The organism is Acerihabitans arboris, from assembly GCF_010131535.1.
Taxonomy (GTDB): domain Bacteria; phylum Pseudomonadota; class Gammaproteobacteria; order Enterobacterales; family Enterobacteriaceae; genus Acerihabitans; species Acerihabitans arboris.
Genome location: NZ_WUBS01000013.1, coordinates 53,076 through 75,889 on the forward strand (window position 1 = coordinate 53,076; position 22,814 = coordinate 75,889).

18 protein-coding genes are annotated in these 22,814 nt (G+C 56.8%); 11 read left to right on the forward strand and 7 right to left on the reverse strand.

All coding sequences use genetic code 11. The annotated features are described in order from the left end of the window. The first annotated feature begins 36 nt into the window (after positions 1-36). The 5 genes from proP to GRH90_RS17725 all read left to right on the forward strand — a co-directional run bounded on the left by proP (position 37) and on the right by GRH90_RS17725 (position 6,009). Positions 37-1,539, forward strand: a complete 1,503-nt coding sequence (proP, locus tag GRH90_RS17705) for a glycine betaine/L-proline transporter ProP (RefSeq protein ID WP_162367289.1) — start codon at positions 37-39, stop codon at positions 1,537-1,539. A gap of 154 nt (positions 1,540-1,693) precedes the next feature. Next, positions 1,694-2,623, forward strand: a complete 930-nt coding sequence (locus tag GRH90_RS17710) for a LysR family transcriptional regulator (protein ID WP_162367290.1) — start codon at positions 1,694-1,696, stop codon at positions 2,621-2,623. Between the two features lie 103 nt (positions 2,624-2,726). Next, positions 2,727-3,923 (forward strand): MFS transporter, encoded by a 1,197-nt coding sequence (locus GRH90_RS17715; protein WP_162367291.1) that lies wholly within the window; start codon positions 2,727-2,729, stop codon positions 3,921-3,923. Positions 3,924-3,975: 52 nt separating this feature from the next. After that, positions 3,976-4,593 (forward strand): TetR/AcrR family transcriptional regulator, encoded by a 618-nt coding sequence (locus tag GRH90_RS17720; RefSeq protein WP_162367292.1) that lies wholly within the window; start codon positions 3,976-3,978, stop codon positions 4,591-4,593. Between the two features lie 267 nt (positions 4,594-4,860). Continuing rightward, complete coding sequence (locus GRH90_RS17725; RefSeq protein WP_162367293.1) at positions 4,861-6,009, forward strand: SET domain-containing protein; 1,149 nt, start codon at positions 4,861-4,863, stop codon at positions 6,007-6,009. A gap of 264 nt (positions 6,010-6,273) precedes the next feature. Here GRH90_RS17725 and GRH90_RS17730 read toward each other — a convergent pair whose 3' ends face one another. Beyond that, entirely contained in the window at positions 6,274-6,471 is a 198-nt protein-coding gene (locus GRH90_RS17730; protein ID WP_162367294.1) for a hypothetical protein, read from the reverse strand. A gap of 162 nt (positions 6,472-6,633) precedes the next feature. Between GRH90_RS17730 and GRH90_RS17735 the strand changes: the two genes are divergently transcribed. Next, a complete protein-coding gene (locus GRH90_RS17735) occupies positions 6,634-7,275 on the forward strand; it encodes an SET domain-containing protein (RefSeq protein ID WP_162367295.1) in 642 nt (213 codons plus the stop codon). A gap of 599 nt (positions 7,276-7,874) precedes the next feature. After that, entirely contained in the window at positions 7,875-10,817 is a 2,943-nt protein-coding gene (locus GRH90_RS17740) for an inverse autotransporter beta domain-containing protein (protein ID WP_162367296.1), read from the forward strand. A 77-nt stretch (positions 10,818-10,894) separates the two neighbouring features. Here the strand turns inward: GRH90_RS17740 and GRH90_RS17745 are convergent, their stop codons facing one another. Then, positions 10,895-12,121, reverse strand: coding sequence for a BaiN/RdsA family NAD(P)/FAD-dependent oxidoreductase (locus tag GRH90_RS17745; protein WP_162367297.1), 1,227 nt, complete (start codon positions 12,119-12,121; stop codon positions 10,895-10,897). A gap of 289 nt (positions 12,122-12,410) precedes the next feature. Here GRH90_RS17745 and pitA point away from each other — a divergent pair, with 289 nt between their 5' ends. Further along, entirely contained in the window at positions 12,411-13,916 is a 1,506-nt protein-coding gene (pitA, locus tag GRH90_RS17750) for an inorganic phosphate transporter PitA (RefSeq protein WP_162367298.1), read from the forward strand. A gap of 78 nt (positions 13,917-13,994) precedes the next feature. On the opposite strand, the gene uspB is transcribed toward pitA, so the two are convergent. Next, positions 13,995-14,330 carry a universal stress protein UspB gene (gene uspB / locus GRH90_RS17755; protein WP_162367299.1) on the reverse strand — a complete coding sequence of 112 codons (336 nt, stop codon included), beginning with the start codon at positions 14,328-14,330 and terminating at the stop codon, positions 13,995-13,997. A 585-nt stretch (positions 14,331-14,915) separates the two neighbouring features. Between uspB and uspA the strand changes: the two genes are divergently transcribed. Then, entirely contained in the window at positions 14,916-15,359 is a 444-nt protein-coding gene (gene uspA / locus GRH90_RS17760) for a universal stress protein UspA (RefSeq protein WP_162367300.1), read from the forward strand. A gap of 184 nt (positions 15,360-15,543) precedes the next feature. Here the strand turns inward: uspA and rsmJ are convergent, their stop codons facing one another. Together rsmJ and prlC are read right to left on the reverse strand one after the other, a co-directional pair. Further along, positions 15,544-16,329, reverse strand: a complete 786-nt coding sequence (rsmJ, locus tag GRH90_RS17765) for a 16S rRNA (guanine(1516)-N(2))-methyltransferase RsmJ (RefSeq protein ID WP_162367301.1) — start codon at positions 16,327-16,329, stop codon at positions 15,544-15,546. After that, positions 16,329-18,371, reverse strand: coding sequence for an oligopeptidase A (gene prlC / locus GRH90_RS17770; protein ID WP_162367302.1), 2,043 nt, complete (start codon positions 18,369-18,371; stop codon positions 16,329-16,331). Before prlC ends, rsmJ begins: the two co-directional genes overlap by 1 nt. Before the next feature lie 345 nt (positions 18,372-18,716). On the opposite strand from prlC, the gene GRH90_RS17775 reads away from it, so the two are divergent. Further along, positions 18,717-19,139 (forward strand): DoxX family protein, encoded by a 423-nt coding sequence (locus GRH90_RS17775; protein ID WP_162367303.1) that lies wholly within the window; start codon positions 18,717-18,719, stop codon positions 19,137-19,139. Positions 19,140-19,318: 179 nt separating this feature from the next. Here the strand turns inward: GRH90_RS17775 and GRH90_RS17780 are convergent, their stop codons facing one another. Further along, positions 19,319-19,726 carry an ASCH domain-containing protein gene (locus tag GRH90_RS17780; RefSeq protein ID WP_162367304.1) on the reverse strand — a complete coding sequence of 136 codons (408 nt, stop codon included), beginning with the start codon at positions 19,724-19,726 and terminating at the stop codon, positions 19,319-19,321. Between the two features lie 285 nt (positions 19,727-20,011). Between GRH90_RS17780 and GRH90_RS17785 the strand changes: the two genes are divergently transcribed. Then, a complete protein-coding gene (locus GRH90_RS17785; protein ID WP_246236123.1) occupies positions 20,012-22,228 on the forward strand; it encodes a glycoside hydrolase in 2,217 nt (738 codons plus the stop codon). A gap of 109 nt (positions 22,229-22,337) precedes the next feature. Here the strand turns inward: GRH90_RS17785 and GRH90_RS17790 are convergent, their stop codons facing one another. Continuing rightward, positions 22,338-22,790 (reverse strand): NUDIX hydrolase, encoded by a 453-nt coding sequence (locus GRH90_RS17790; protein ID WP_162367305.1) that lies wholly within the window; start codon positions 22,788-22,790, stop codon positions 22,338-22,340. Positions 22,791-22,814: the final 24 nt, after the last annotated feature.

Here is a 22,814-nt window from a genome sequence, read left to right on the forward strand (position 1 = left end):
TTTCCGGGGAGTGTTTATGTACCAAGGATGTGCACGTTGATACTACGAAAAAAACGCGTTAAACCCATGCGGATCCAGGACATCACCATCATTGATGACGTGAAGCTCAAGAAGGCGATTACCGCGGCCGCCCTGGGCAACGCCATGGAATGGTTTGATTTTGGGGTATATGGTTTTGTCGCCTACGCCCTGGGACAGGTATTTTTTCCCGGTGCCAATCCCGGGGTGCAGATGATTGCCGCCCTGGCGACCTTTTCGGTGCCGTTTCTGGTCAGGCCGTTGGGCGGCCTGTTTTTTGGCCGGCTGGGCGATAAGTTCGGGCGGCAGAAAGTGCTGTCGGTCACCATCATCATTATGTCCGCCAGTACCTTTTGCATCGGGCTGATTCCCTCATATGCCTCCATCGGCATGTGGGCGCCGATGTTATTATTGGCGGCCAAATTGGCCCAGGGATTTTCGGTGGGCGGCGAGTACTCCGGCGCCGCCATCTTTGTCGCCGAGTATTCGCCGGACAGGAAACGCGGATTCCTGGGCAGTTGGCTTGATTTCGGCTCCATTGCCGGCTTCGTATTAGGCGCGGGCTTCGTGGTGTTTATCTCAAGCATCGTGGGGGAACACAATTTCCTCGAATGGGGCTGGCGCATACCCTTTTTCCTGGCCGCGCCCCTGGGGCTTATCGGCATCTATTTACGCAATGCGCTTGAGGAAACCCCCACTTTCCAGCAGCATATCGACACCATCGATAAAGACGCCAAAAGCTCTCTCCAGGCGCCGCCCAAAGTTTCCTTTCGCGAGATTGCGGCCACGCAGTGGAAAAGCCTGCTGAGCTGCGTCGGCCTGGTTATCGCCACCAATGTGACCTACTACATGCTGTTGACCTATATGCCGAGCTATTTATCCCATAGCCTGCATTATTCGGAAAACCGCGGCGTGCTGATTATTATCGCCATCATGGCGGGCATGCTGTTTGTGCAACCCGTCATCGGGCTGATGAGCGACCGGTACGGACGCAAGCCGTTTGTGATCTGCGGCAGCATCGGGCTGTTTCTCTTCGCCATCCCCTGCTTCATCATGATTAACAGCGGCGTGATCGGCCTGATTTTCCTGGGGCTGCTAGTACTGGCGGTGCTGCTGAACGCCTTTACCGGCGTCATGGCCTCGACCCTGCCGGCCATGTTCCCGACGCATATTCGCTACAGCGCGCTGGCCATCTCGTTTAACATCTCGATCCTGGTGGCGGGCCTGACCCCGACGCTTATCGCCTGGATTGTCGAGGAAACCCAGAATCTGTATATGCCGGCCTATTACCTGATGCTGGTTGCCGTCGTCGGCCTGCTGACCGGGCTGTATATGAAAGAAACCGCCAACCTGCCCCTGAAAGGCGCGGCGCCGGCGGCCGCGGACAAAGCCGAGGCAAAAGAGCTGTTGCAGGAACAGTACGATAATATCGAGCATCGCATCGAGGATATCGATAACCAAATCCAGCAACTGGAAAAGAAACGGCAGGCACTGGCGGCCCAGCACCCAGAAATCAATTAAGCGCAATGGGGCGCGGCCACGCTCGCCGGGCTATCGCCCCATCGACGATTATCCCGATTCCTGCGTGGCGGCGGCCTGAAAAGCCGCTGGCACACCATCGGCCGCGGCGGGTACACTGGCGACAGTGATGTCGTCCATTCCCCGGAGGAATATCGTGGATCGATTAGCGGCAATGGAAACGTTTGTCTATGTATTGGAAACCGGCTCATTTTCCGCCGCCGCCCGACGGCTTAATATCGGCCAGCCGGCGGTCTCCAAAACCATTGCGCAACTCGAGGAGCGGTTCGGCGTCAGGCTATTGCTGCGTTCGACCCGCGGCCTCACGCCCACCGAGGCGGGCGAAGAGTATTATCAGAGCGCCAAGCGGGCCATTGACGATATTAACCAGGCCGAAGCGGCGGTGCGCGGCGCGGGCCATGGTTTAACCGGTCGGCTGCGGATCTGCGCGCCGGTAACCTTTGCCCGCATGCATATTTTGCCGCATCTCGGCCCCTTTTTATCCCGTCATCCGGAGCTCAATGTCGACGTGGTGCTCGACGACCGTCATATCGACCTGATTGCCGAGGGCATCGATGTAGGCCTGCGCCTGGGCGCGCTGAGCGACTCCAGCCTGATTGCGCGCAAGCTTGGCGCGGCGCCCTTGCAGATTGTCGGCACGCCCGCCTATTTTGCCCGCCGCGGCGAGCCAAAAAACCCGGAAGATCTGCTCTCCCATCAGGCGGTGGTATATACCCAGAGCCGGGGCGGCGGCGCCAGGTGGATATTCACCCGCGGCGAAGAGATTTGCACCATCAATGCCCTGGGCCGGATACGGGTTTCCGCCGCTGAAGGCATGCGCACCCTGGTGCGCTCGGGCCTGGGGCTGGCCATGGCGTCGCAATGGATGTTCGCGCCGGAACAGGCGAGCGGCGAGGTGGTCACGGTGCTCAACGACTGGCATCTGCCGATGATGGATCTGTGGGCGGTATTTCCCACCGGCCGCATGGCCAGCGCCAAGGCGCGCGCGTTCGTGGACTATTTAGCCGGCGTAATGGAAACGGCGCCGGATACGGACCTGAACGCCACTTATTCCCAACAGGAATAAAAGCTATCAATTCCCCGGGTCTACCGGCTATCCCCGCCAGACGATAATCTTGATGTTAACGGCCGTCGCGAGGGCGGCGGCATTTCACTTGGCGGAAAATACCATGTCTATCGTAACCAGCGTGCCCCAACAGCAAACCCGCACGATCGGCCAACCGCTGATTTTTGCCATGGCGGCGGCCAGCGGCATCGCCGTGGCGAATATCTATTACAACCAGCCGATGATGGTGACAATCGCGGCAAGTTTTACCGGCCAATCGGGTCCCGGGCTGATTCCGACGGTTACCCAGCTGGGTTACGCGGCCGGGCTGCTGCTGCTGGTTCCCCTCGGCGATGTGTTTGAACGGCGTACGCTTATCGTGCTGCAATTCCTGATGCTGGCGGTGGCCTCGCTGCTGGCGGCATTCGCGCCGACCGGCTGGACGCTGCTGGGCGCGTCGTTATTGTTAGGCATCGGCGCCACGGCGGCACAGCAGATTGTGCCGGTGGCGGCATCCCTGGCCGCGCCCGCCCGGCGCGGCGCGGTGGTGGGCAGCGTGATGAGCGGCCTGCTGGGCGGCATCCTGCTAAGCCGCACCCTCGCGGGCCTGGTGGCGGGGTATGCGGGCTGGCGGGCGATGTTTTTGCTCGGCGCGCCGTTGGCGCTGCTTGGCGCGCTGCTGATGTACCTTGTGCTGCCTAAAGGAGCGGCGGCCACGCGCAGCCCGCTTGGCTACCCGGCGCTGATGGCCTCCCTGATCCATTTGTGGCGCGAAGAGCCGCGCCTGCGTCAGGCGACCCTGACCCAGGCCGCGTTATTTGCCTCCTTCAGCGCCTTCTGGACTATCCTGGCCCTCTATTTGGATCGCTCGGTCTATCATTTGGGATCCGGTATCGCCGGGCTGTTCGGCGTGGTGGGCGCGGTCGGCGTATTTGCCGCCCCCGCCGCCGGCAGGCTGGCCGATCGCGTCGGCGGACGCCCGGTGATTATCCTGGGCGCGGCGCTGACGCTGGCCGCGTGGCTGCTGTTTATCGGTTGGACATCGCTTATCGGCCTGACTGTCGGAGTCATTTTGCTCGACCTCGGCGTCCAAAGCGCGCTGGTCGCCAACCAGCAGGTCATCTTCGGCCTGCGGGAAGAAGCCAAAGGCCGGGTGAACACGCTGTTTATGGGCGGCATGTTCCTTGGCGGCACCCTGGGCTCCATGGGCGCGATGATGGCCTGGGACCGGGCCGGCTGGCAGGGCGTAGGCTATTTTGCCATGGTCCTGGCGATCCTGGCCGGGGTCTTTATGGCGATTAAACCGCGTCAGGCCTGGTAGAGTGCGAAAATAATCATTGTTTAGGAAACGATCATTTTCCTATAATGGCGGCATGACAGAAAAAAAGGTATCCCCCCCAGCCCGCAGCCCGGGGCGACCGCGCGAGTTCGATATCGACCGGGCGCTCGACCAGGCCATCCTGACGTTTAGATCGAAAGGCTATACGGCAGCCTCCATCGGCGATCTCAGCCAGGCGATGGAGCTGTCGGCCGGCAGTATCTATAAAGCCTTCAGCGATAAGCGCTCTCTATTCCTGGCGGCGTTTGATCGTTATACCTCCCTGCGCAACGCCGCCCTGGCCGACCGGATCGCCGCGGCCCCCACCGGCCGCGAGCGCCTGCGCGCGGTACTCCAGTTTTATGCCGAATCTTCCCATGATATCGAAGGACGCCGCGGCTGCCTGGTGGCGGGCAGCGCCACAGGACTGGACGCCTTTGATCCGGAGTTGGCGGGGATGGTGGCCCAGGCGCTATACCGCAATGAAAGCCTGCTGGCGGAGCTGATTGATCAAGGCAAGACCGACGGTTCGATCCCTGTCTCCATAAGCAGCGGGGCCGCCGCCAGGATCGTGCTGAGTATCCTGTTGGGGATGCGGGTAGTGGGGAAAACCGGACGCACGCTTGGCGATATGGCTGAGCTGGTGGCGCTGGCATTAAAAATCCTGGACTGAGAATGTCGGATATCCCCGCTCCATTACCACCGCCAAAACTGTCACTCACTGTAAGATAAAAACGAAGCGCTTCCGGCGCGAATGATGCTGGGAAACCTACGGACAGGCCCGCGCCCTTAACGCCGCCGTTGAACATTGACTCAGCGACGGCGCCCAACCTGTTATTAAACAGCACGTTCACGGCCCGGACGGCTTGCCAGCCGGCTACCGGTCCGTAAGCTTAGGGATGACCTTATACACCACGCCCCAAAAAACCAGGAATGAATTATGGATAAAATTGCCTCGCCCTTTATCAGGGAGTTCTTCTTTGGACACAGCCGTGAGCTCCAGTACCCCGAACGGGCGATCACCTTGATGGCGGAACGTTTTACCCGAGTGCAAAACTGTTGCTATAAATGCAAACTCCTTTGGGCACAATATTATAAAGAAGTCGATAATAAGTTAGCGAATGCTTTTCAATATTTTCCTCATCCCGCGGCATCGATACGCAATGACAAGGATGTTATAAAAACCATCGCTGAAAAATTTGTGCAAGCGGAGGATAATAATAATTTCGTCGCGCCTATACTGGCATCCGAGCTGCATTTTAAAACCCCTATTTATCGTATACTTGAGGCGTTATGCTTAAAGAAAAATCAGCGGCGGATTGATGAAGAACAAGCAAAAAATCATTTCATGGCAAGAGCCTTGATCAACGGCCCTCTTAAAAGTTATTTAGCTGCCCAGTTTTGCATGCGTATAAGGGCGCGATGCGTTAACTACGATCCCATAATTAACGGTCTCTATCCAATCCGGTTAGTGGATGGGCGTGGTTTGCTGATAAAAGAAATAGCTAGTAATTCAATGGCCGATCCCTCCAGTGAGGGCTATACCTCCCAGAAGAATGTAAAGGATTTTATTTCTTCCAAAAAAACCCCGTTAGAAAGAATGAAGTTATATTCCCATGTTTCAGTGCCCCTCTACGTAAATGAAAATCCGTCAATAAAAAAAATGGACTTATACAAACCGGATAGGGTGATAGCACGCGAGGCGATTGCCAAAACCACCTGCGTGGGTTTGCTTGCCGGGACCTTGATCGATGAACATCTTAGAAGCCATAAAAAATATTTTAACGATCAATTTGTCGTCGATATTACAGCACCTAAGTCGCATAAAATGTTTTTAGATTGCGACGGTATAATGTCAAAGATAAGTATTTGGCCTGATGCTGGTAACAATGATTTTTCGGATGGCGGGGCGGAGAAAAGTTGCAATGTGGAAGCGGCAAAATTCTTATCCAAGCTTGAGGACGGCAGGCAAATCTATACGATAGGCATTTTTGCCGTAAAGGATATCGCCGCCGGGGAAGAGCTGCGCATCGCGTCCCTTGCGCCGGGTGAATATAAAAACAAAGTGCCGCCAAGAGCCGGTAAATGAACCTGATTGGAAGCGCCTGCTTAGATAGTACTGGTAAGGCCGGCACGCGGCGCGCGAGCAAAATCTTATGTCACCCAGCCTTATTGGGCCGCCTTTTCCTCCCCGCCAAGCTCCAATATGACAGTCCATTCCAGCAGCACGGGCGGAACCCCGCGCCGTAACGATAATCAGGAGGGCTATCATATGAATAATGTCAATTCCCCCGGCGGCTCATCTGCCATATCGCCCCTCGTTACGGGAAGGATTAATCGGTACTCCCCCTTGTCAAAACTCTTCACGCATTTGCGGGTGGTGCAGAATTGCTGTGACCGGTGCCGCCCGCTTTGGCAGCAGTGGCATGATATTTTCGAAAGCACACTGCAAAAGGCCGCTAAACATGACGGCCATCCCTTCCGCCCGGTCGGCATAGGGCTGCAATGCATCAAAACCGTTGCCAAAAAATTGATGACGCCACAAGATCATGCCCTCCTGGCAAAGGCGGGCATTCGCACCACCCGGTCCAATGGCTTACGCCCCCGGGACCTGCTTAGGGCGCTTAATATGGTGGAAGCCAGGATCGATCAACCCGGCCGCCGGGCCGGACGAAAAGAGCGCGCGGCAACGCATTTAATCGCCGGGATATTTATGAACAGCATTTTAGACCATTTGGTTAAAAGCGAAATTCGCGCCGCCATCGTTGCCAGGAACAGACGTTATGACGCCGAGGTTAATGCCCTTCCGCCCTACAGGGACGTGGACGCTAAAGCCATTAATATTGTTTTACCCAGGATTGATTCGCTGGACTCGTTCTCCAACATCAGATATCCCTATGCCCAGGTAGCGCCGTTTACCCGGCCTGATTTGACCGGTGCCCAAAGAGCGGCGTTATATGCAAACCTGGAGTGCCGTAAGCCCACCGGCGCCGACTTACCGCCACAAGAAAAAGAACTTATCGGCCAATGGGGGGTTATAGCCGCCAAGGACATTGCCAAGGGAACCTGTGTGGGTATCTTTACCGGCGTGTTGGTGCCAAAGGAGATTGGCGATAAATACCTACTCGATCATGATTACCTGATTTCCCTGACAATGGATGAGCGGCGCGAAGAAATTTACCTCGACGGGGATGGCATCATGTCGAAAATAAATACCCTGATTGAATACGGCGAGAACGGCCGCCCCGGCCGGCAGGCGCCATCCTTGAAGATAAACGCGAGGTGGCGGTGGTTGCGCTGTAGCTATCATTACCGCGATGATGAGGTCAGACGACTCAATAGGCCGCCGGGATAGTCCACCGGACGACGTTCAATGGGTAGTACTCAGGCAGTGATCCCCGTATTGCCCGGCAGTGATGCCAGAGTGTCGTTTAACATCTTTATCAAAGATATCATGGGATGAAAAACCTTGGGATGGCGCGACATAAAGAACGGCCCGCGGATTATCACGCGGCATGGCTGTTTTAAGCCGCGGGTGTTTGTTTTCCGCCCGCCGGCTAAAAAGGCGCGCCCGGTGCATGATGAAATAATCAAGGTACTGCATTATTGATTTATATTTTTCTGAAATTATTAATTATCCATCATATTTTCATCAAGATACCCGCCGTTAAAACGAAGATACTCCCCGTGGGAAATAACCCATCTCAACAGTAAAAATTATTAATAAAATCCTGTCTGAAAAAACATTAATAAATAGGTGATTTCCCAAAAAAAACAATTTCATCCGATTGATGGAGCAATGGTGCCTGTCAATCAATGAACAGGAACAAGACACCCATTTATTTTTGAGAAAATAACATGCATGACTTATATTATATTAATTGTATTGCAATAATTTTGAAGTCTTTATTTAATCCAATCAGGAAGAAAAAACTAAGGCGAAGAAGTTGCGTAGTGTGGATACATCTAGTTCTACAGTCCTTATTGCCGCTAAGCCTGTCTTTTACACCGGCGGTTGCCGCATCGTTTTATCAATCAACGGAGGAAGCGTCGCCGCCTGACATAACCACTCCCGATAATCGACTGGCCGGGGCCGCCATTGCCGCCGGCACCCTAATATCCTCGGACAACCAGTCCCAGTCGGCCGCCAACAAGGCACGATCGGCCCTGTCCTCGGCGGCTAACCAATCCGCCCGGGATTGGTTAAATCAGTTTGGCAGCGCGCGGATACAATTAAATTTCAATGAACATTTCAGGCTCGATAACAGCGAACTTGATCTCCTGCTGCCCCTATACGATAACCAGGCAACCATCCTGTTTACACAGTTGGGAATACGCAATAAAGATAGCCGTAACACCGGCAATATCGGCGCCGGCATTCGCACTTACCGGGGCGCATGGATGTTTGGCGCCAACAGCTTTTTTGATAACGATTTTAGCGGGCGCAATCGCCGTCTGGGCGTCGGCGCCGAAGCCTGGACCGATAACCTTAAACTGTCGGCTAACGGTTATCTTGGCCTTACCGGCTGGCATCAGTCGCGGGATGTTGCGGATTACGACGAGCGTCCGGCCAATGGATTTGATCTCCGGGCTGAAGCTTATTTACCCTCCCACCCGCAGTTGGGCGGCAAATTGATGTTTGAACAATACCATGGCGACCAAGTCGCGTTGTTTGGTAAACATAGCCGGCAGAGAAACCCCTACGCGCTGACCACCGGGCTGACCTATACCCCGATCCCCTTGTTGACGCTGGGAACGGAATACCGCGCCGGGAAGGGTGGTGAACGCGACGCAAACCTTAATCTCCAGCTGAACTATCGCCTGGGGCACTCCTGGCGTTCGCAAACCGATCCCGCGTTGATGACGCTCGATCGCAGCCTGGCGGGTGGCCGCCATGACCTGGTCGAGCGTAATAACCATATCGTCCTGGATTACCGGCGACAGGAATTCATCCGCCTGACGCTGCCCGATCGGCTCAGCGGCAAATCGGGCCAGCCGGTGACGTTAACCGCGCAGGTCAACGCTACCCATGGCGTCGATCGCATCGAGTGGGAATATGCGTCGCTTACCAACGCCGGGGGCAGGATCGGCGCCGACGCGCAGCACAGCCTGTCATTGACGCTGCCGCCGTTCCAGGCTGCCGTCGGCAATAACAACAGCTATTCACTGAGCGCCGTTGCCTATGACAGCAGGGGCAAGGCCTCCAACCGCGCCACCACCCAGGTCACCGTCACCGGGCATGCCGCCAGCGCCGCCACTTCGCGGATGACCGCGGTGCCGGCAACCCTCGCGGCCGACGGCCGGTCCACCAGCCGGATCGTCGTTAACATCAACGACGAATTCAATCAACCGGTCGGCGGCCTGGCGGACCAACTGGCATTGTCGCTGAATTTCACCGCCCAAAGCGGTTCCGCCCCGGGAGACGGCGTGGCGCCGCCTGCGCTTGGCGATATCCGGGAAACCGCGCCGGGAGAATACAGCGCGCTGTTTACCGCGGGTGACCAGCCGGGCGCCGCCCGGGTCATGTCAACGATCGGCGGCCAGGAGCTTACAGACGCCGTCGTCACGCTGACACCGGCGCAGGGCAACCAAACCTTCAGCCTCGACAAAAATAGTATGGTGGCCGACAACGTTGATGTCGCGACGCTGACATTCACCCCCCGGGATGACCAGGGCAATGCCATAACCGGGTTGGGCAATAGGTTAGCCTTTACCTCCTCGCCATCGGCCGGGGTGGGCATTAGCGCGATTGCCGAAGACAATGGCGTTTACACCGCCGCCCTGAAGGGGACCGTGGCGGCGACGGTGACGGTTACGCCGGTGGTCGACGGAACGTCGCTGACGGCATTAAACCAAACCCTGGTGATGAATGCCGGCGGTATGGATGCGGGAAGGTCGGCTTTCACGGCGGAGCCAAAATCCATTATGAATGACAATAAAGCGGCGTCGACACTGACGTTTACCGCCAGGGACGCCTACGACAACCCGGTGCCGGGACTGGATATCACCTTCGGGGTCACCGGCGTCGCCGGCACCAGCCTGGGGACGGTTGCGGCGGCCAACGGCGTCTATACCGCGCAACTGACCGCCAATACAGTGGGAACTGCGACCATTGTGCCGCTGGCGGACGGTTCCCCGGTGGGCGCGTTGTCGGACTCGGTGACGGTGATTGACACGCCGATCGTCTTTACCGTCACCACCGACCGGCCCACGGCCAAGGCTGGGGAAGTGGTCCAGATGACGATAGAGGCGCAATACGCCAGCGGCGCTCCGGTACGGGATTTTAACGTGGACATCAGGCCGACCACCGCCATCGGCCGCACTCGGCCGCGTAGAGAACCTATCACCGCGTCTATCAATGGCGCATCAATGTATAGCGGCAAAACGGATAATAGCGGCAAAATCACCCTGGCGATTAGTGATGACGATACTATAGGCCTGAAAACCACCTATACCGTCACGCCGGAAGCAGGCGCTGCCGTTACGCGGGAAGTCATTTTCAGCGTAACGACCAGTCCGGACTCTGAGTTTGCCTATTATTGGGGCCATATGCAGGATACTGTCGATGGAATTAAGCGTCCTGCTCTAAGGTTGGAAGTGGATAGGCCATCGGCTTTTTATCGGCAAAATAATGAACAATGGGTCGTGATGGATAACGTAGGGGCGGAATCATGGTGCGGCACGGGGAAATTACCCAACGCCGCGGCGTTGACCGGCCTGCACGCCCGTCATGGCTCCATGAGCAGCGCATTCGGCTGGCCGGATAAATATTATGTCACGTCGAGCTATGCAGTGAAAGGCGCGGATAAATATGCCCTCATGATCAATCTGGCCAATGGGGACACCAACATCGGTTTGACCCCATTGGAACCGCAATTAGTCGCCTGCGCCCTCTAGTTTCGACGCCGGCCATGGCGGGACAACCGGCACCGGGCGGGGCTACGCCCGATAATAGTTTGTCCCGCGGGATGCGGCTACGGACCGGGATTGCCATCCGCCGGAACAGGGACGGCGCCCAGCGCCTGCGCGCACGCCCACGCCGAGCTCCAGGCCCACTGGAAGTTATAGCCGCCCAGCCAGCCGATCACATCCACCACCTCGCCGATAAAGTACAGGCCCGGCACCCGCCGGCTCTCCATGGTTTTGGAGGACAGATGACGGGTATCCACGCCGCCCTGGGTGACCTCGGCGGTGCGGTAGCCCTCGGTGCCGTTGGGCTGCACCCGCCACCGTTGCAGGGCCATAACCCAATCGGCCTGCTGGCGATGGGTCAGTTGCTTAAGCGTGCATTCCGGAATGGCCAGCAGGGCGAACCAGATCTCGACAAAACGGCGCGGCAATAATTTCGCCAGGGCGTTTTTCAGGCTTTGGTTGGGATGCTCGCGCAGCTCAAGCGCCAGGAAGGCGCTTAGGTCGGTATCCGGCAACAGGTTGACCGTCAGGTGCTCGCCGCTTTGCCAGAAGCTGGAAATTTGCAGCATCGCCGGCCCGGACAGGCCGCGATGGGTAAACAGCAGATGCTCCCGGAAGCTAACGCCGTTTTCGGCGGCGACCACCGCGGGCACGCCGATGCCGGACAGCACGCTGAGCTGTTCCAGCAGCGGTTTATGCAGGGTAAACGGCACCAGCGCGGCGCGGGTGGGGATCACCGGCAGGCCGAACTGTTGGGCGATTTTATAACCGAAGGGCGTGGCGCCCAGCCCCGGCATCGACAGGCCGCCGGTGGCGATCACCAGCCGTGAGGTCTTGATATCGCCGTCCGGCAGGGTCAGAAAAAAATCATCGCCGCGTTTTGCCACCGCCGCCACCTCGCAGCGCATGCGCTGCGTAACCTGGCCCAACCGGCACTCCTTGAGCAACAGATCCACCACCTGCTGCGCCGAATCATCGCAAAACAGCTGCCCGAGGGTTTTTTCATGCCAGGCGATGCCGTATTGCTGCATCAGGGCAATGAAGTCCCACTGGGTATAGCGCGACAGGGCGGACTTGCAGAAATGCGGATTTTGCGAGAGAAACGCCGCCGGTTCGACATACAGATTGGTGAAATTGCAGCGACCGCCGCCGGACATCAAAATCTTGCGACCCGGTTTTTTGCCGTTATCCAGCAGCAATACCCGGCGGCCCAGCCGGCCGGCCTGCGCGGCGCAAAACATGCCCGCGGCGCCCGCGCCGATCACCACTACATCAAACTGTTCGACCATACGTTCTCTCTGTCTGGTAATGCCTGCTTAACTACCGAAAGGGACATCCGCGCGTTTATTGCGCCTGGCGTGCGGGGGCCGATTGTAATGTCCCCGACGACCTTATGCCAACGTAACAGGATGCTAAAATCGGTAAACAGACTTATCATTATGATTTTATACGCTAAACTGGCTGAAGCCGCGGGCAGGATCCATAAAAATGTCACAAAAAGGTCATATTTTGCTTTTCGACCGGGCCTGTTGTCGCAGATAATGCGCCCCGTTCATGTCCAATCTATGGCGTAACCCTATGCTACATCTATTTACCGGCCTGGAGTTTCATACCGGTCTTATGCTGGTGCTCGCATTAATTTTTGTCCTGGTATATGAAGCCATCAACGGGTTTCATGATACCGCCAATGCGGTAGCAACCGTTATTTACACCCGTGCCCTGCGCTCACAGCTGGCCGTGGGCATGTCGGGGATCTTCAATTTTCTTGGCGTACTGCTGGGCGGCCTGAGCGTGGCTTATGCCATCGTGCATCTGCTGCCGGTCGATCTGCTGTTAAACGTCAGCTCCACCCACGGCCTGGCGATGATGTTCTCCATGCTGTTGGCGGCCATTATCTGGAACCTGGGGACCTGGTACTTCGGTTTGCCGGCCTCCAGCTCGCATACCCTGATAGGCGCCATTATCGGCATCGGCCTGACCAACGCCATGGTAACCGACTCGTCGGTACTGGACGCGCTGAATATCCCGAAGCTGATTGAAATCTTCCTCTCGCTGATCATTTCACCCTTAGTTGGGTTGGTGCTGGCCGGCGCCCTGGTGTTCGTGCTGCGCCGTTACTGGAGCGGCACCCCGAAACGCCGCCGCATCCATTTGACGCCGGCGGAACGTGAAAAGAAAGACGGCAAACGCAAACCGCCTTTCTGGACCCGCACCGCGCTGATACTGTCGGCCGCCGGGGTGAGTTTTGCCCATGGCGCCAACGATGGGCAAAAAGGCATCGGCCTGATTATGCTGGTACTGATAGGCGTGGCGCCGGCCGGATTCGTGGTCAATATGAACTCCACCGGTTATGATATCGCCCGTACCCGCGACGCGGTCGGCAACCTGCAGCAATTTTACCTGCAGCATCAGGCCGCCCTGCCGCAGGTGGTTAACACCGAACCGCCGGCAATACCGGCGCCTGATGTCAACGCCCTGCCGTCGACGCCCGCCGGGTTTCATTGCGACAGTTCAAGGGCGCTTATCGCCATCACCCGCGCCATGGCGCTGCTGGATAATTTGCAGAGTTACGATAAGATCACGCCGTTTGAGCGATCGCATGTGCGTCGCCTGCTGATGTGCATCGCCGATACCGCGGACCGGACCGCCAAACTGCCGCAAACCACCAGCGAAGATAAACGCTTCCTGAGTAATCTGCGTAAGGACCTGCTGGCAACCGTAGAGTATGCGCCGCTGTGGATTATCATTGCCGTGGCGCTGGCCTTGTCGCTGGGTACCATGATTGGCTGGCGGCGTGTTGCCACCACCATCGGCGAGAAAATCGGCAAGAAGGGCATGACCTATGCGCAAGGCCTGTCGGCGCAGATGACCGCCGCGGTGTCCATCGGCGCCGCCAGCTATACCGGCATGCCGGTTTCCACCACCCATGTATTGTCCTCCGCGGTGGCGGGCACCATGTTGGTGGATGGCGGCGGCGTACAAAGCAAAACCGTGCAGAATATCCTGCTGGCGTGGGTGCTTACCCTGCCGGTGGCTATCGTACTGTCAGGCGGCCTGTACTGGCTGGCGCTGAGGCTGATCTAACCCATCGGCAAGCGCGATGGAAACGGGCGGCCTGCTGGTCGCCTTTTTTATTGTCTGTCCTTGATGCTTTTTAAGGCATCAGTGCCAAATAGCCAGGGCAACCAGGCTGACGACGATTAAGCCGCATAACGCGCTGGTCAGCATAAATTGACGGCGCACCCGCTCGCAACGGCGGATAAACTCCGGATCGTGATGATCGAGATACCGTTGGGCAAAGATATAGCGCACCAGCCTGAGCTGCTTGCTGGGCTGGCCGTGGGCGGTGAAAAAGCCCCCGCCGTCCACGTACTGGTAGAGCAATGGATCGCAGCCCCGCAGCACCACTAATAACGCCCGCAACGATGAGTAATAACGCGCCATATTGACGACACAAACGACACATAAAGCCCAGAAAAACGCAACGGTGTTGATCATAAATCCCCCCCGGCAACGCGACGCCGCACAGACCCTCCTGACTACCGGGCCGACAGCGGTATACGCGCGATAGCAACTAACCACAGAGCTGAAGAAGCCCACCCCAAGAATTGATATAACCGAGAATGGATATACGCAGTAAAAAACTGCCTAACCTTGCAATATTGAGTGTAGAAAATTTTGTCAAAAGAAAACAATCGAAGCGACAAAAATTGTTCTTCCGGCCGGTTTCCTTATCGGCAGGCTCCGGCGCTCGCCGGCCTGTCCCAGGATAAACGCCGGGCCATCGTCCAACCCGGATTATGCGCGATCCTCTCTTTATTAAAAGCTATACTAAATTTAGTACATTGAAAAATTAATAATTATTATTCTACTGTGATGGTTAATACTGTTAAGGTTTTATCGCCAGAGGATAGCCTGAGCCAACGACGCGTACCGGGTTGATAAATATCATACGGATAGGTGTGATCGCGGCATCACTTCTTGGATGCCACCGAGTGTTAAACTTAAGGCGTCACAGACATGCCGGATGAGTTACCCACGTCGCGCGGAATTTACGAGTGACATTTTGCAAGGAGTCTGATTATGTCTTATAAACACATCCTGATCGCCGTTGACCTTTCACCGGAAAGTAATGTGTTGGTGGAAAAAGCAGTATCGATGGCCCGGCCGTACAACGCGAAGATCTCTTTGATTCATGTTGACGTCAATTATTCCGATCTCTATACCGGCCTGATCGATGTCAATCTGGGGGATATGCAAAAGCGTATCTCCGAGGAAACCCAGAACGCGATGACGCAACTGTCGCAAAACGCCCATTATCCGATTGCCGAAATCCTCAGCGGCAGCGGCGATCTGGGCCAGGTGCTGGTGGATGCCATCAATAAGTACGATGTCGATCTGGTCCTGTGCGGACATCACCAGGATTTCTGGAGCAAGCTGATGTCCTCGGCCCGCCAGCTGATCAATACCGTGCATGTCGATATGCTGATCGTGCCGTTAAACGACGAGGAAGTGTACGAAGATTAGCCGGTTGCCGGTAAGCGCCGCAGGCAGAGTTAATATCGCCCTGATAGTTAGTGTTATAAGTTAATCTTGTGAATTAATTGCAGTGTCCATAAGCACCCGCGCGTTTTCCGCCTTCCCGGGCGGGAAACGACGCGTTTGGCGGCGCATCCCTTTTCCCCTGTTATATCCCGGCCTGCGGGAAGCTTTAATCCGCCGCCGCGGACGCATTCGCGCGCCCGGTGGGAGTGTAGATATCGAAACGATGGTTTTTAGTCGTCAGATGCGCCTGGGCCGCAATGGCCGCCAGCGGCGGAGCATAGTCCGGACGTTTCACCACCACCCGCCGGGTCGCCAGCGCGCGCGCCGGCGCCAGCAGTTGGCCGGCGTCCTCGTCGGCGCCCACCAGCGACTGAAATACCCGCATCTCTTTTTTAACCAGCGCGCTTTTTTGCCGGTGCGGGAACATCGGGTCGAGATAAACCACGTCCGGACGCGGCTGCAAATCGGCTAATCCCGTCAGGCTGGAGCCATGCACCAGGGTCAGGCGCCCGCGCAGCCATTCCCCCACCTCCGGGTCGTCGTAGGCCCGCTGCAGCCCATCGTCCAGCAGCGCCGCCACCACCGGGTGACGCTCGAACATCCGCACCCGGCAGCCGAGGGACGCCAGGACAAACGCGTCGCGCCCCAGCCCCGCCGTGGCGTCCACCACATCCGGCAGCGTCTTGCCTTTTACGCCTACCGCCCGGGCAATGGCCTCGCCGCGTCCGCCGCCGAAGCGACGACGATGGGCCATGACCCCGCCGGTAAAGTCGACAAATATGGCGCCGAGTTTCGGCTCATCGCGCTTGCGCAGCTCCAGGCGTTCAGGCGTCAGCACCAGTTCCATCACCGCCGACGCCGTGTCGGCCAGCCCAAAACGTTGCGCCAGGGCGGCCAAACGCGCGCCATCGACCCCAGGTTCACAACGTAGGGATAATGGCCCCCACGCCATTATCCGCGGATGCCGTAATGGTGCAGCATGGCGTCCAGTTCGGGTTCACGGCCGCGAAAGCGCGCAAACAGCACCATCGGCTCCTCGGAACCGCCACGCGAGAGGATATTGTCCAGGAACGACTGGCCGGTTGCGCGATTAAAAATACCCTCTTCCTCAAAGCGCGACCAGGCGTCCGCCGCCAGCACGTCGGCCCACAGGTAACTGTAGTAACCCGCCGCATAACCGCCGGCAAATATATGGCTGAAGGCATGGGGGAAACGGCTCCATTCCACCGCCGGCATCACCGCCACCTGCTGTTTCACCTCCGCCAGGGTTTGCAGGATGCGCGCGCCCTGCTCATCGCTGTATTCGAAATGCATGCGGAAATCGAACAGGCCGAACTCCAGCTGGCGCAGGATAAACAGCGCCGCCTGGTAGTTCTTGGCCGCCAGCAGCTTATCCAGCATTTCCTTCGGTAACGGCTCGTGGGTTTCGTAATGGCCGGAGATAAAGGCCAGCGCTTCGGGCTGCCAGCAGAAGTTTTCCATAAACTGGCTTGGCAGCTCCACCGCGTCCCAGGGCACGCCGCTGATGCCGGCCACTCCGGGGGTATCGATACGGGTCAGCATATGGTGCAGGCCGTGACCGAACTCATGGAACAGGGTGGTCACTTCGTCATGGGTAAACAGCGCCGGCTTGCCGCTGACCGGACGGTTGAAATTACAGGTCAGGTAGGCCACCGGCTTTTGCAGGCTGCCGTCGGCTTTACGCAGCATGCCGACGCAATCGTCCATCCAGGCGCCGCCGCGTTTGTTGTCGCGGGCGTATAAATCCAGGTAGAAGCTGCCGCGCAGTTCGCCCTGTTCGTCGAACAGGTCGAAAAACCGCACCTCGGGGTGCCAGGTATCCACATCCGTGCGCTCGTCGGCGGTGACGCCGTAGATACGTTTCACCACTTCAAACAGGCCGCTGACCACCCGCTGCTCGGGGAAATATGGGCGCAACTGCTCGTCGCTGATGGCGTACAGATGCTGTTTTTGCTTTTCGCTGTAGTAGGTAATATCCCATGGATTTAACTCATCGCGACCGTGATGTTCGGCCGCGAAGGCGCGCAGCTGCTCCAGCTCCTGCTCGCCCTGCGGGCGGGCGCGCCTGGCCAGATCGGCGAGAAAATCCAGCACCTGCCGTGGGTTTTGCGCCATTTTGGTCGCCAGAGACTTATCGGCATAGCTGTCGAATCCAAGCAGCTGGGCGAATTCATGGCGCAGCGCCAGGATTTCCTCCATGATCGGGCCGTTGTCCCATTTACCGGCATTGGGGCCCTGATCGGAGGCGCGGGTCACATAGGCGCGATACAGCTCTTCACGCAGGGCGGCGTTGTCGCAATAGGTCATCACCGGCAGATAGCTCGGGATATCAAGGGTGATAAGCCAGCCTTCCCGCCCCTTGGCCCCGGCCTGGGCGCGGGCGGCGGCCAACGCGCTTTCCGGCATGCCGCCAAGCGCGTTTTCATCGGTAATCAGCTTGCTCCACCCCATGGTGGCGTCCAGCACGTTGTTGCTGTAGGTCGACCCCAGTTCCGACAGACGGGCGGCAATCTCGCCGTAACGCTTTTGCTTGTCGGGGGAAAGGCCGATACCCGACAGCTCAAAATCGCGCAGGGCATTGTCCACCGCTTTTTTCTGCGCCACGCTCAGCTCATCGTAACCGTCGCCGTTGCGCAGATCGCGATAGGCGTCATATAACCCCGTATTCTGCCCCACCCAGGTGCTGTATTCCGACAATAACGGCAGGCACTGCTCATAGGCTTCGCGCAGCTCGGGGCTGTTTTTCACCGCGTTCAGATGGCCTATCGGCGACCAGATCCGCCCCAGGCGATCGTCCACTTCCGCCAGCGGCTGACATAAATTATCCCAGGTATAGGGACCCGATAGCGCAACAATGCGCTCAACGGCCTGGCGGCACTCATCAAGGGCGGATTTTACCGCCGGGACGATATGTTCAGGACGAATGGTGGAAAAAGGTGGCAAGGAATATGGAGTCAATAACGGATTTGTCATAGCGCGGCCCTGATCATTATTTAAAAGATATGGAAGTAACATGAGGCTAACTATAGCGAAAATCAATGGCGGGCAAAGGAATGTGTTGTGCCTGGATCGATATAGGGGGCTGACGGGCAACGGCAAATAGCGGCGGCCAAGGCCCGTGCATGGCCCGGTTTCCAGCGCCATCCCCTCATGGCGGACCGCCAATGCCGTTAACGGGCGATGAAGGGATCTTTTACACATTATTTGTGGGTATTTGCTTGATCTGGCTCACTTAAGCGGTGGGCTTTTGCCTTTTAAAAGAGTAATAATGGCTGCAACGATAATCATTCAAATTCAATAAAAACGGGATGGTGTAAAATGATCGCTGCTTTTAACCGTATGCTCGATAAGCCGGACCTGGGCAGGTTGGTACTGCGCGTCGCTTTTGGCGGCATGATGATGTTCCATGGTGTCCATAAGGCGATATATGGCATCGACAATATCGTCGGCATGGTGGTCCGGCACGGCATGCCGGCGGCTGTCGCCTACGGGGTGTTTCTTGGCGAGATAGTGGTGCCGGTGCTGTTTATCCTCGGCATCCTGGTACGGCCCGCCGCGCTGGTGTTTTGTTTTACCATGCTGTTTGCCTGGCTGATCACCAATCCGGGCATGATATTGACCCTGGATAAAGTGGGCGCCTGGGGTTTTGAGGTCATCGCCGTTTACCTGTTTGCCGGCATCGCCATTGCGCTGCTGGGCTGTGGCCGATATAGCGTTATGCGCAATCCTAACCTACGTTAACCGCCGCGGGTTGCCGGTGAAGGGCCCCGGGCAACCGAAAATTGCCGGGGGAAATGATTTCAGCAGCGGTGTAGAGCCGCGCGGTACACACCGCTGCTCGCTTGAGCCTGCGGTGTAGCGTCGTCTTTCTGTTACGGTATACTGCCGTATCAATAGCAAAAAGCGGCCATCCCTCCGGTTTAAGCCAGCACCTCAATCACCTCGAATTGTTCGAATACCAGCAGCATTTCCGGCGAAAAGCCGCCCTCGCGGGTAAAAAAATCCTGATGCGACTCCCGCCAGTACGCCAGGCTTTTATCCCCCTCGCCTTCCAGGGCGGCCATTTCGGCGGTCACGTCGCAATAACGCACCAACCGCTGCGCCACGGTACGGATCGCGCAGGCTGGATTGTCCCTGCCATCCAGCACTACATGGTAACCGCCGATAACCGGCGCCCCGTCCCGCCGGTAGGCGTTATAAGAACAGCAGCTCGCGGTTTTTTCGCCGCGCAATACCAGCGCCAGCAGCTCATCGGCCATTTCGGCGCTGTCGCCAAAGGCCCATAATCGGGCGTCGGGATAACGTTCTGTAAGAAAAGTCCGCATCATTATTTGCTCGTATCAGGGCAGTGAGTTTTTTTATGTCATCCTAATTATCAATAAATATAGGGATAAATGATGTACCAATAAATTTACTACCTGCTTGAAGAATTCATATAAAAAATTATTAACCTGATGTCATCATAAATGAAAAATTAACCACCAGGTCGTTTTTAGCAAATTACATGGCATTACCACCCTGCCATGCTAAGGTTTCCACCTTAGCCAAACGCGGCTGAAAAATAGCATACATTCCTCGTATAAAATATCAACCCTGTGTCCCGAGGTTGCATAATGAATAAGATGTCCCACGTCGACTGGCCATGGCATCATCTGGCTAAAACGTTTGCCTGCGGCCTGTTACTGATAGCAGGTTCAACCAACGCGTTTACCTTACAACAAGATGGAATGTTATTTATCGTCGACCCGGCCACGCTTGCCATCAGTATCGGCAATCTCAGGGTCAATCAGCCGCAAGCGGCACAAAACGTCACTGAGTTGAGCCACAGCGCCACCCAGGCCAAATGGTACTGGCCGCAGCGAAAAATGAACGTCGCCCTGCGGCTGGCGGATAAAGATTTATATCTCGATTTCACCACCACGCGGCCGCAGCACTTCACCTGGTTTACCCTGCCTGAACCGGTGAAAACACTTTTATTGCCGCTGGCCGAAGGCAGCCGGGTTTCACTTGATAATCCGCACTGGCAACGCTATCTGTTGGATGAAATACCATCCCTTGATACCAATATGGATTTAAAACTACCGTTATGGGGCCAATTACAGGATAGCCGGGTCGTCAGTTGGTTATTACTCACGCCGATGCATAATAAGGTGAAATTCTCCGGCGGAAAATCAGCGGTGAGGATGTCCGCCGCGCATGAATTTAATCGTTTTAATCAGCATCACCCCTTGCAGATAATACTTCATATGGGAAGTTCAGAACTTTCCGGCGCCTTGCGCTACCGGCAATATCTACGGCAAAGCGGCCAGTTCGCGTCATTACAGGATAAAATTCGCCTGGCGCCGGAGGGGGAAAAACTGATCGGCGCCAGCCATATTTATTTATGGGGCACAGGACCGCTTGATAAGTCAGACGTCGCCAACTGGCCCGGACTGCTGCAATATCTGCAATCACCTCCGGCCTTGCCATTGTGGGATAAAATCAATAATGAGGGTAGGCAAACGCTCAAGGACGTTAACAACCACACTCCGGATCAATGGCAACAATCCGCGCTGATTGCCTCGTTGAATGCGGCATTAGCCGACAGCATTCCTGTTAGCGCAACGCCCGATGATCCTGATTTTCTTCAGGCGCAACTGGCACAGGCCCACGCCATACGTCGGCTTGCGGAACAGCGTCTGGGCGGCTTTCTCACCCCTGCGACATTCTGGGGGCAAGGCTTGAGCATCCCATTGATAACCGCGTTGCATCAGGCAGGGCTGCCGCGATTATGGCTGGCAACGGAAAAGTGGACCGCTAATTTTATGTCCGCGCGGGCGGTGCAACTGGCGAAAAAGTCAGGCTATCTGATCGCCACCTATGATTCATACGATACGGCGATACCCCGTGGCGTCAATGATAGTTGGTTAAGCGCGCAAATCCCTTCCACGCTGCGTCAAAACTGCGCCATCGTGGAAGCCCATGGCGGCAAAAAGCCCGGTTTTGGTAACAAAGGTTATTACCTCAACCCAAGCTGCATGTTGCCTTATTCACAGCATAGGATAAGTGAATTGGTGCGGCTGGGGGGCCTGAACAGCCTGTTCCTGGATGTCGACGGCACCGGCATGGCCTCGGAAGACTATCATCCGGACCACCCATGCGGCGCAGAGCAAACCATTACCGCCCGCAACGCCCGTATGGCCTGGTTCAATACCACATTCAAACTGCCCCTGGGGTCAGAGGATGGCAGCGCGGTCAATGCCGGTCAACTGATGTTTGCGCATGGCACCCAGACCTGGGGATTCGGCTGGGGCCGCGGGGATATGTATCACAATCAACGCTCCCCCTGGTATCTCGGCGCCTGGTGGCCGGAGGCCCAGCCGGCGTTCTTTTTTGCCCCGGCCAAGGTTAAAGAGCCTTATCTCAGCGTCGTCTTTGAACCGCGCAACCGTATCCCGCTTTATCAGGCCGTTTTCCATGACGCGCTCATCAGCAGCCATCACTGGCATGCGGATAATTTAAAATACAGCGACGTAAAAAATACCCGGACCTTACTTAGCGGACTCTATAACACCGCGCCGATGTACCATCTCAACCGCGCCACGCTTGAAGCCCGTCTGCCCGAAATTGTTAAAACCGACGCTCTTTTTCGCCCGCTGCACCAGGCTTTGTGGAATAAAGCCCTGACTGATTTCCGCTGGTTGGACGCCGCCGGCCGGGTGCAGCAAACCACCTTTAGCGACGGTTCGGTGATTATCGCCAACTTCAGTCGGCGCACCTTTGCTGATATTCCGGCCCTGAGCCTGCGCGCCACCCTTGCCGACGGCCGGGTCCTCGATTTTCAGGCTTAAGCGTAGGCATGAATGCCATCGCCGGCATAATCTAGGTCCGTGGCCGTTTTTTTGTGCAAGCCCGACCCTTATTCCTGACCCGGGCTTAAGACCCATGGGCCGTAACGCCTCAATCATGCCCGGCCAGGGAACCCAGCATGGTGTTAAGACCTTGCGGATAGATGGTTTCGGTCGTGGTGCTGATAAAATCCTTTGTCAGCCAGGCGTAATCGGCTAACGCCCGCCGTTCATTCGCCGACCAGTTTTTATCCGAGATAGCGGTTTCACTAACGGCGGCGACAAAATAGTACTCCTGGGCGTTAACCCATTCACCGCTGGTCAACTGCATGGGAAAACAACGGGTGATATCGGTGGCGGTCAATACCACATCCCGGATGCCGGTTTCCTCATACAGTTCCCTGGCTGCGGCGGCCAATAAGGATTCACCCGCTTCCACCCCGCCGCCGGGCGTTGCCCAATAGGTCTGTCCCGCCAGGGCGCCGCCCGCATGGCTGAATTTAAACATCAGCACGGCGCCTTGCGGGTTAAGCAGCAAAATCCGCGCTGATTGTCTGATCCGCATATCATTTCCCTCATCACAACCGGA

Bases quoted from the DNA above. Each gene is read 5' to 3' on its own strand.
- GRH90_RS17715 (WP_162367291.1), top strand. From the start codon at position 2,727: ATGTCTATCGTAACCAGCGTGCCCCAACAGCAAACCCGCACGATCGGC.
- GRH90_RS17720 (WP_162367292.1), top strand. From the start codon at position 3,976: ATGACAGAAAAAAAGGTATCCCCCCCAGCCCGCAGCCCGGGGCGACCG.
- GRH90_RS17725 (WP_162367293.1), top strand. From the start codon at position 4,861: ATGGATAAAATTGCCTCGCCCTTTATCAGGGAGTTCTTCTTTGGACAC.
- GRH90_RS17730 (WP_162367294.1), bottom strand. From the start codon at position 6,471: ATGATCTTGTGGCGTCATCAATTTTTTGGCAACGGTTTTGATGCATTG.
- GRH90_RS17735 (WP_162367295.1), top strand. From the start codon at position 6,634: ATGAACAGCATTTTAGACCATTTGGTTAAAAGCGAAATTCGCGCCGCC.
- GRH90_RS17745 (WP_162367297.1), bottom strand. From the start codon at position 12,121: ATGGTCGAACAGTTTGATGTAGTGGTGATCGGCGCGGGCGCCGCGGGC.
- pitA (WP_162367298.1), top strand. From the start codon at position 12,411: ATGCTACATCTATTTACCGGCCTGGAGTTTCATACCGGTCTTATGCTG.
- uspB (WP_162367299.1), bottom strand. From the start codon at position 14,330: ATGATCAACACCGTTGCGTTTTTCTGGGCTTTATGTGTCGTTTGTGTC.
- uspA (WP_162367300.1), top strand. From the start codon at position 14,916: ATGTCTTATAAACACATCCTGATCGCCGTTGACCTTTCACCGGAAAGT.
- rsmJ (WP_162367301.1), bottom strand. From the start codon at position 16,329: ATGGCGTGGGGGCCATTATCCCTACGTTGTGAACCTGGGGTCGATGGC.
- prlC (WP_162367302.1), bottom strand. From the start codon at position 18,371: ATGACAAATCCGTTATTGACTCCATATTCCTTGCCACCTTTTTCCACC.
- GRH90_RS17775 (WP_162367303.1), top strand. From the start codon at position 18,717: ATGATCGCTGCTTTTAACCGTATGCTCGATAAGCCGGACCTGGGCAGG.
- GRH90_RS17780 (WP_162367304.1), bottom strand. From the start codon at position 19,726: ATGATGCGGACTTTTCTTACAGAACGTTATCCCGACGCCCGATTATGG.
- GRH90_RS17785 (WP_246236123.1), top strand. From the start codon at position 20,012: ATGAATAAGATGTCCCACGTCGACTGGCCATGGCATCATCTGGCTAAA.
- GRH90_RS17790 (WP_162367305.1), bottom strand. From the start codon at position 22,790: ATGCGGATCAGACAATCAGCGCGGATTTTGCTGCTTAACCCGCAAGGC.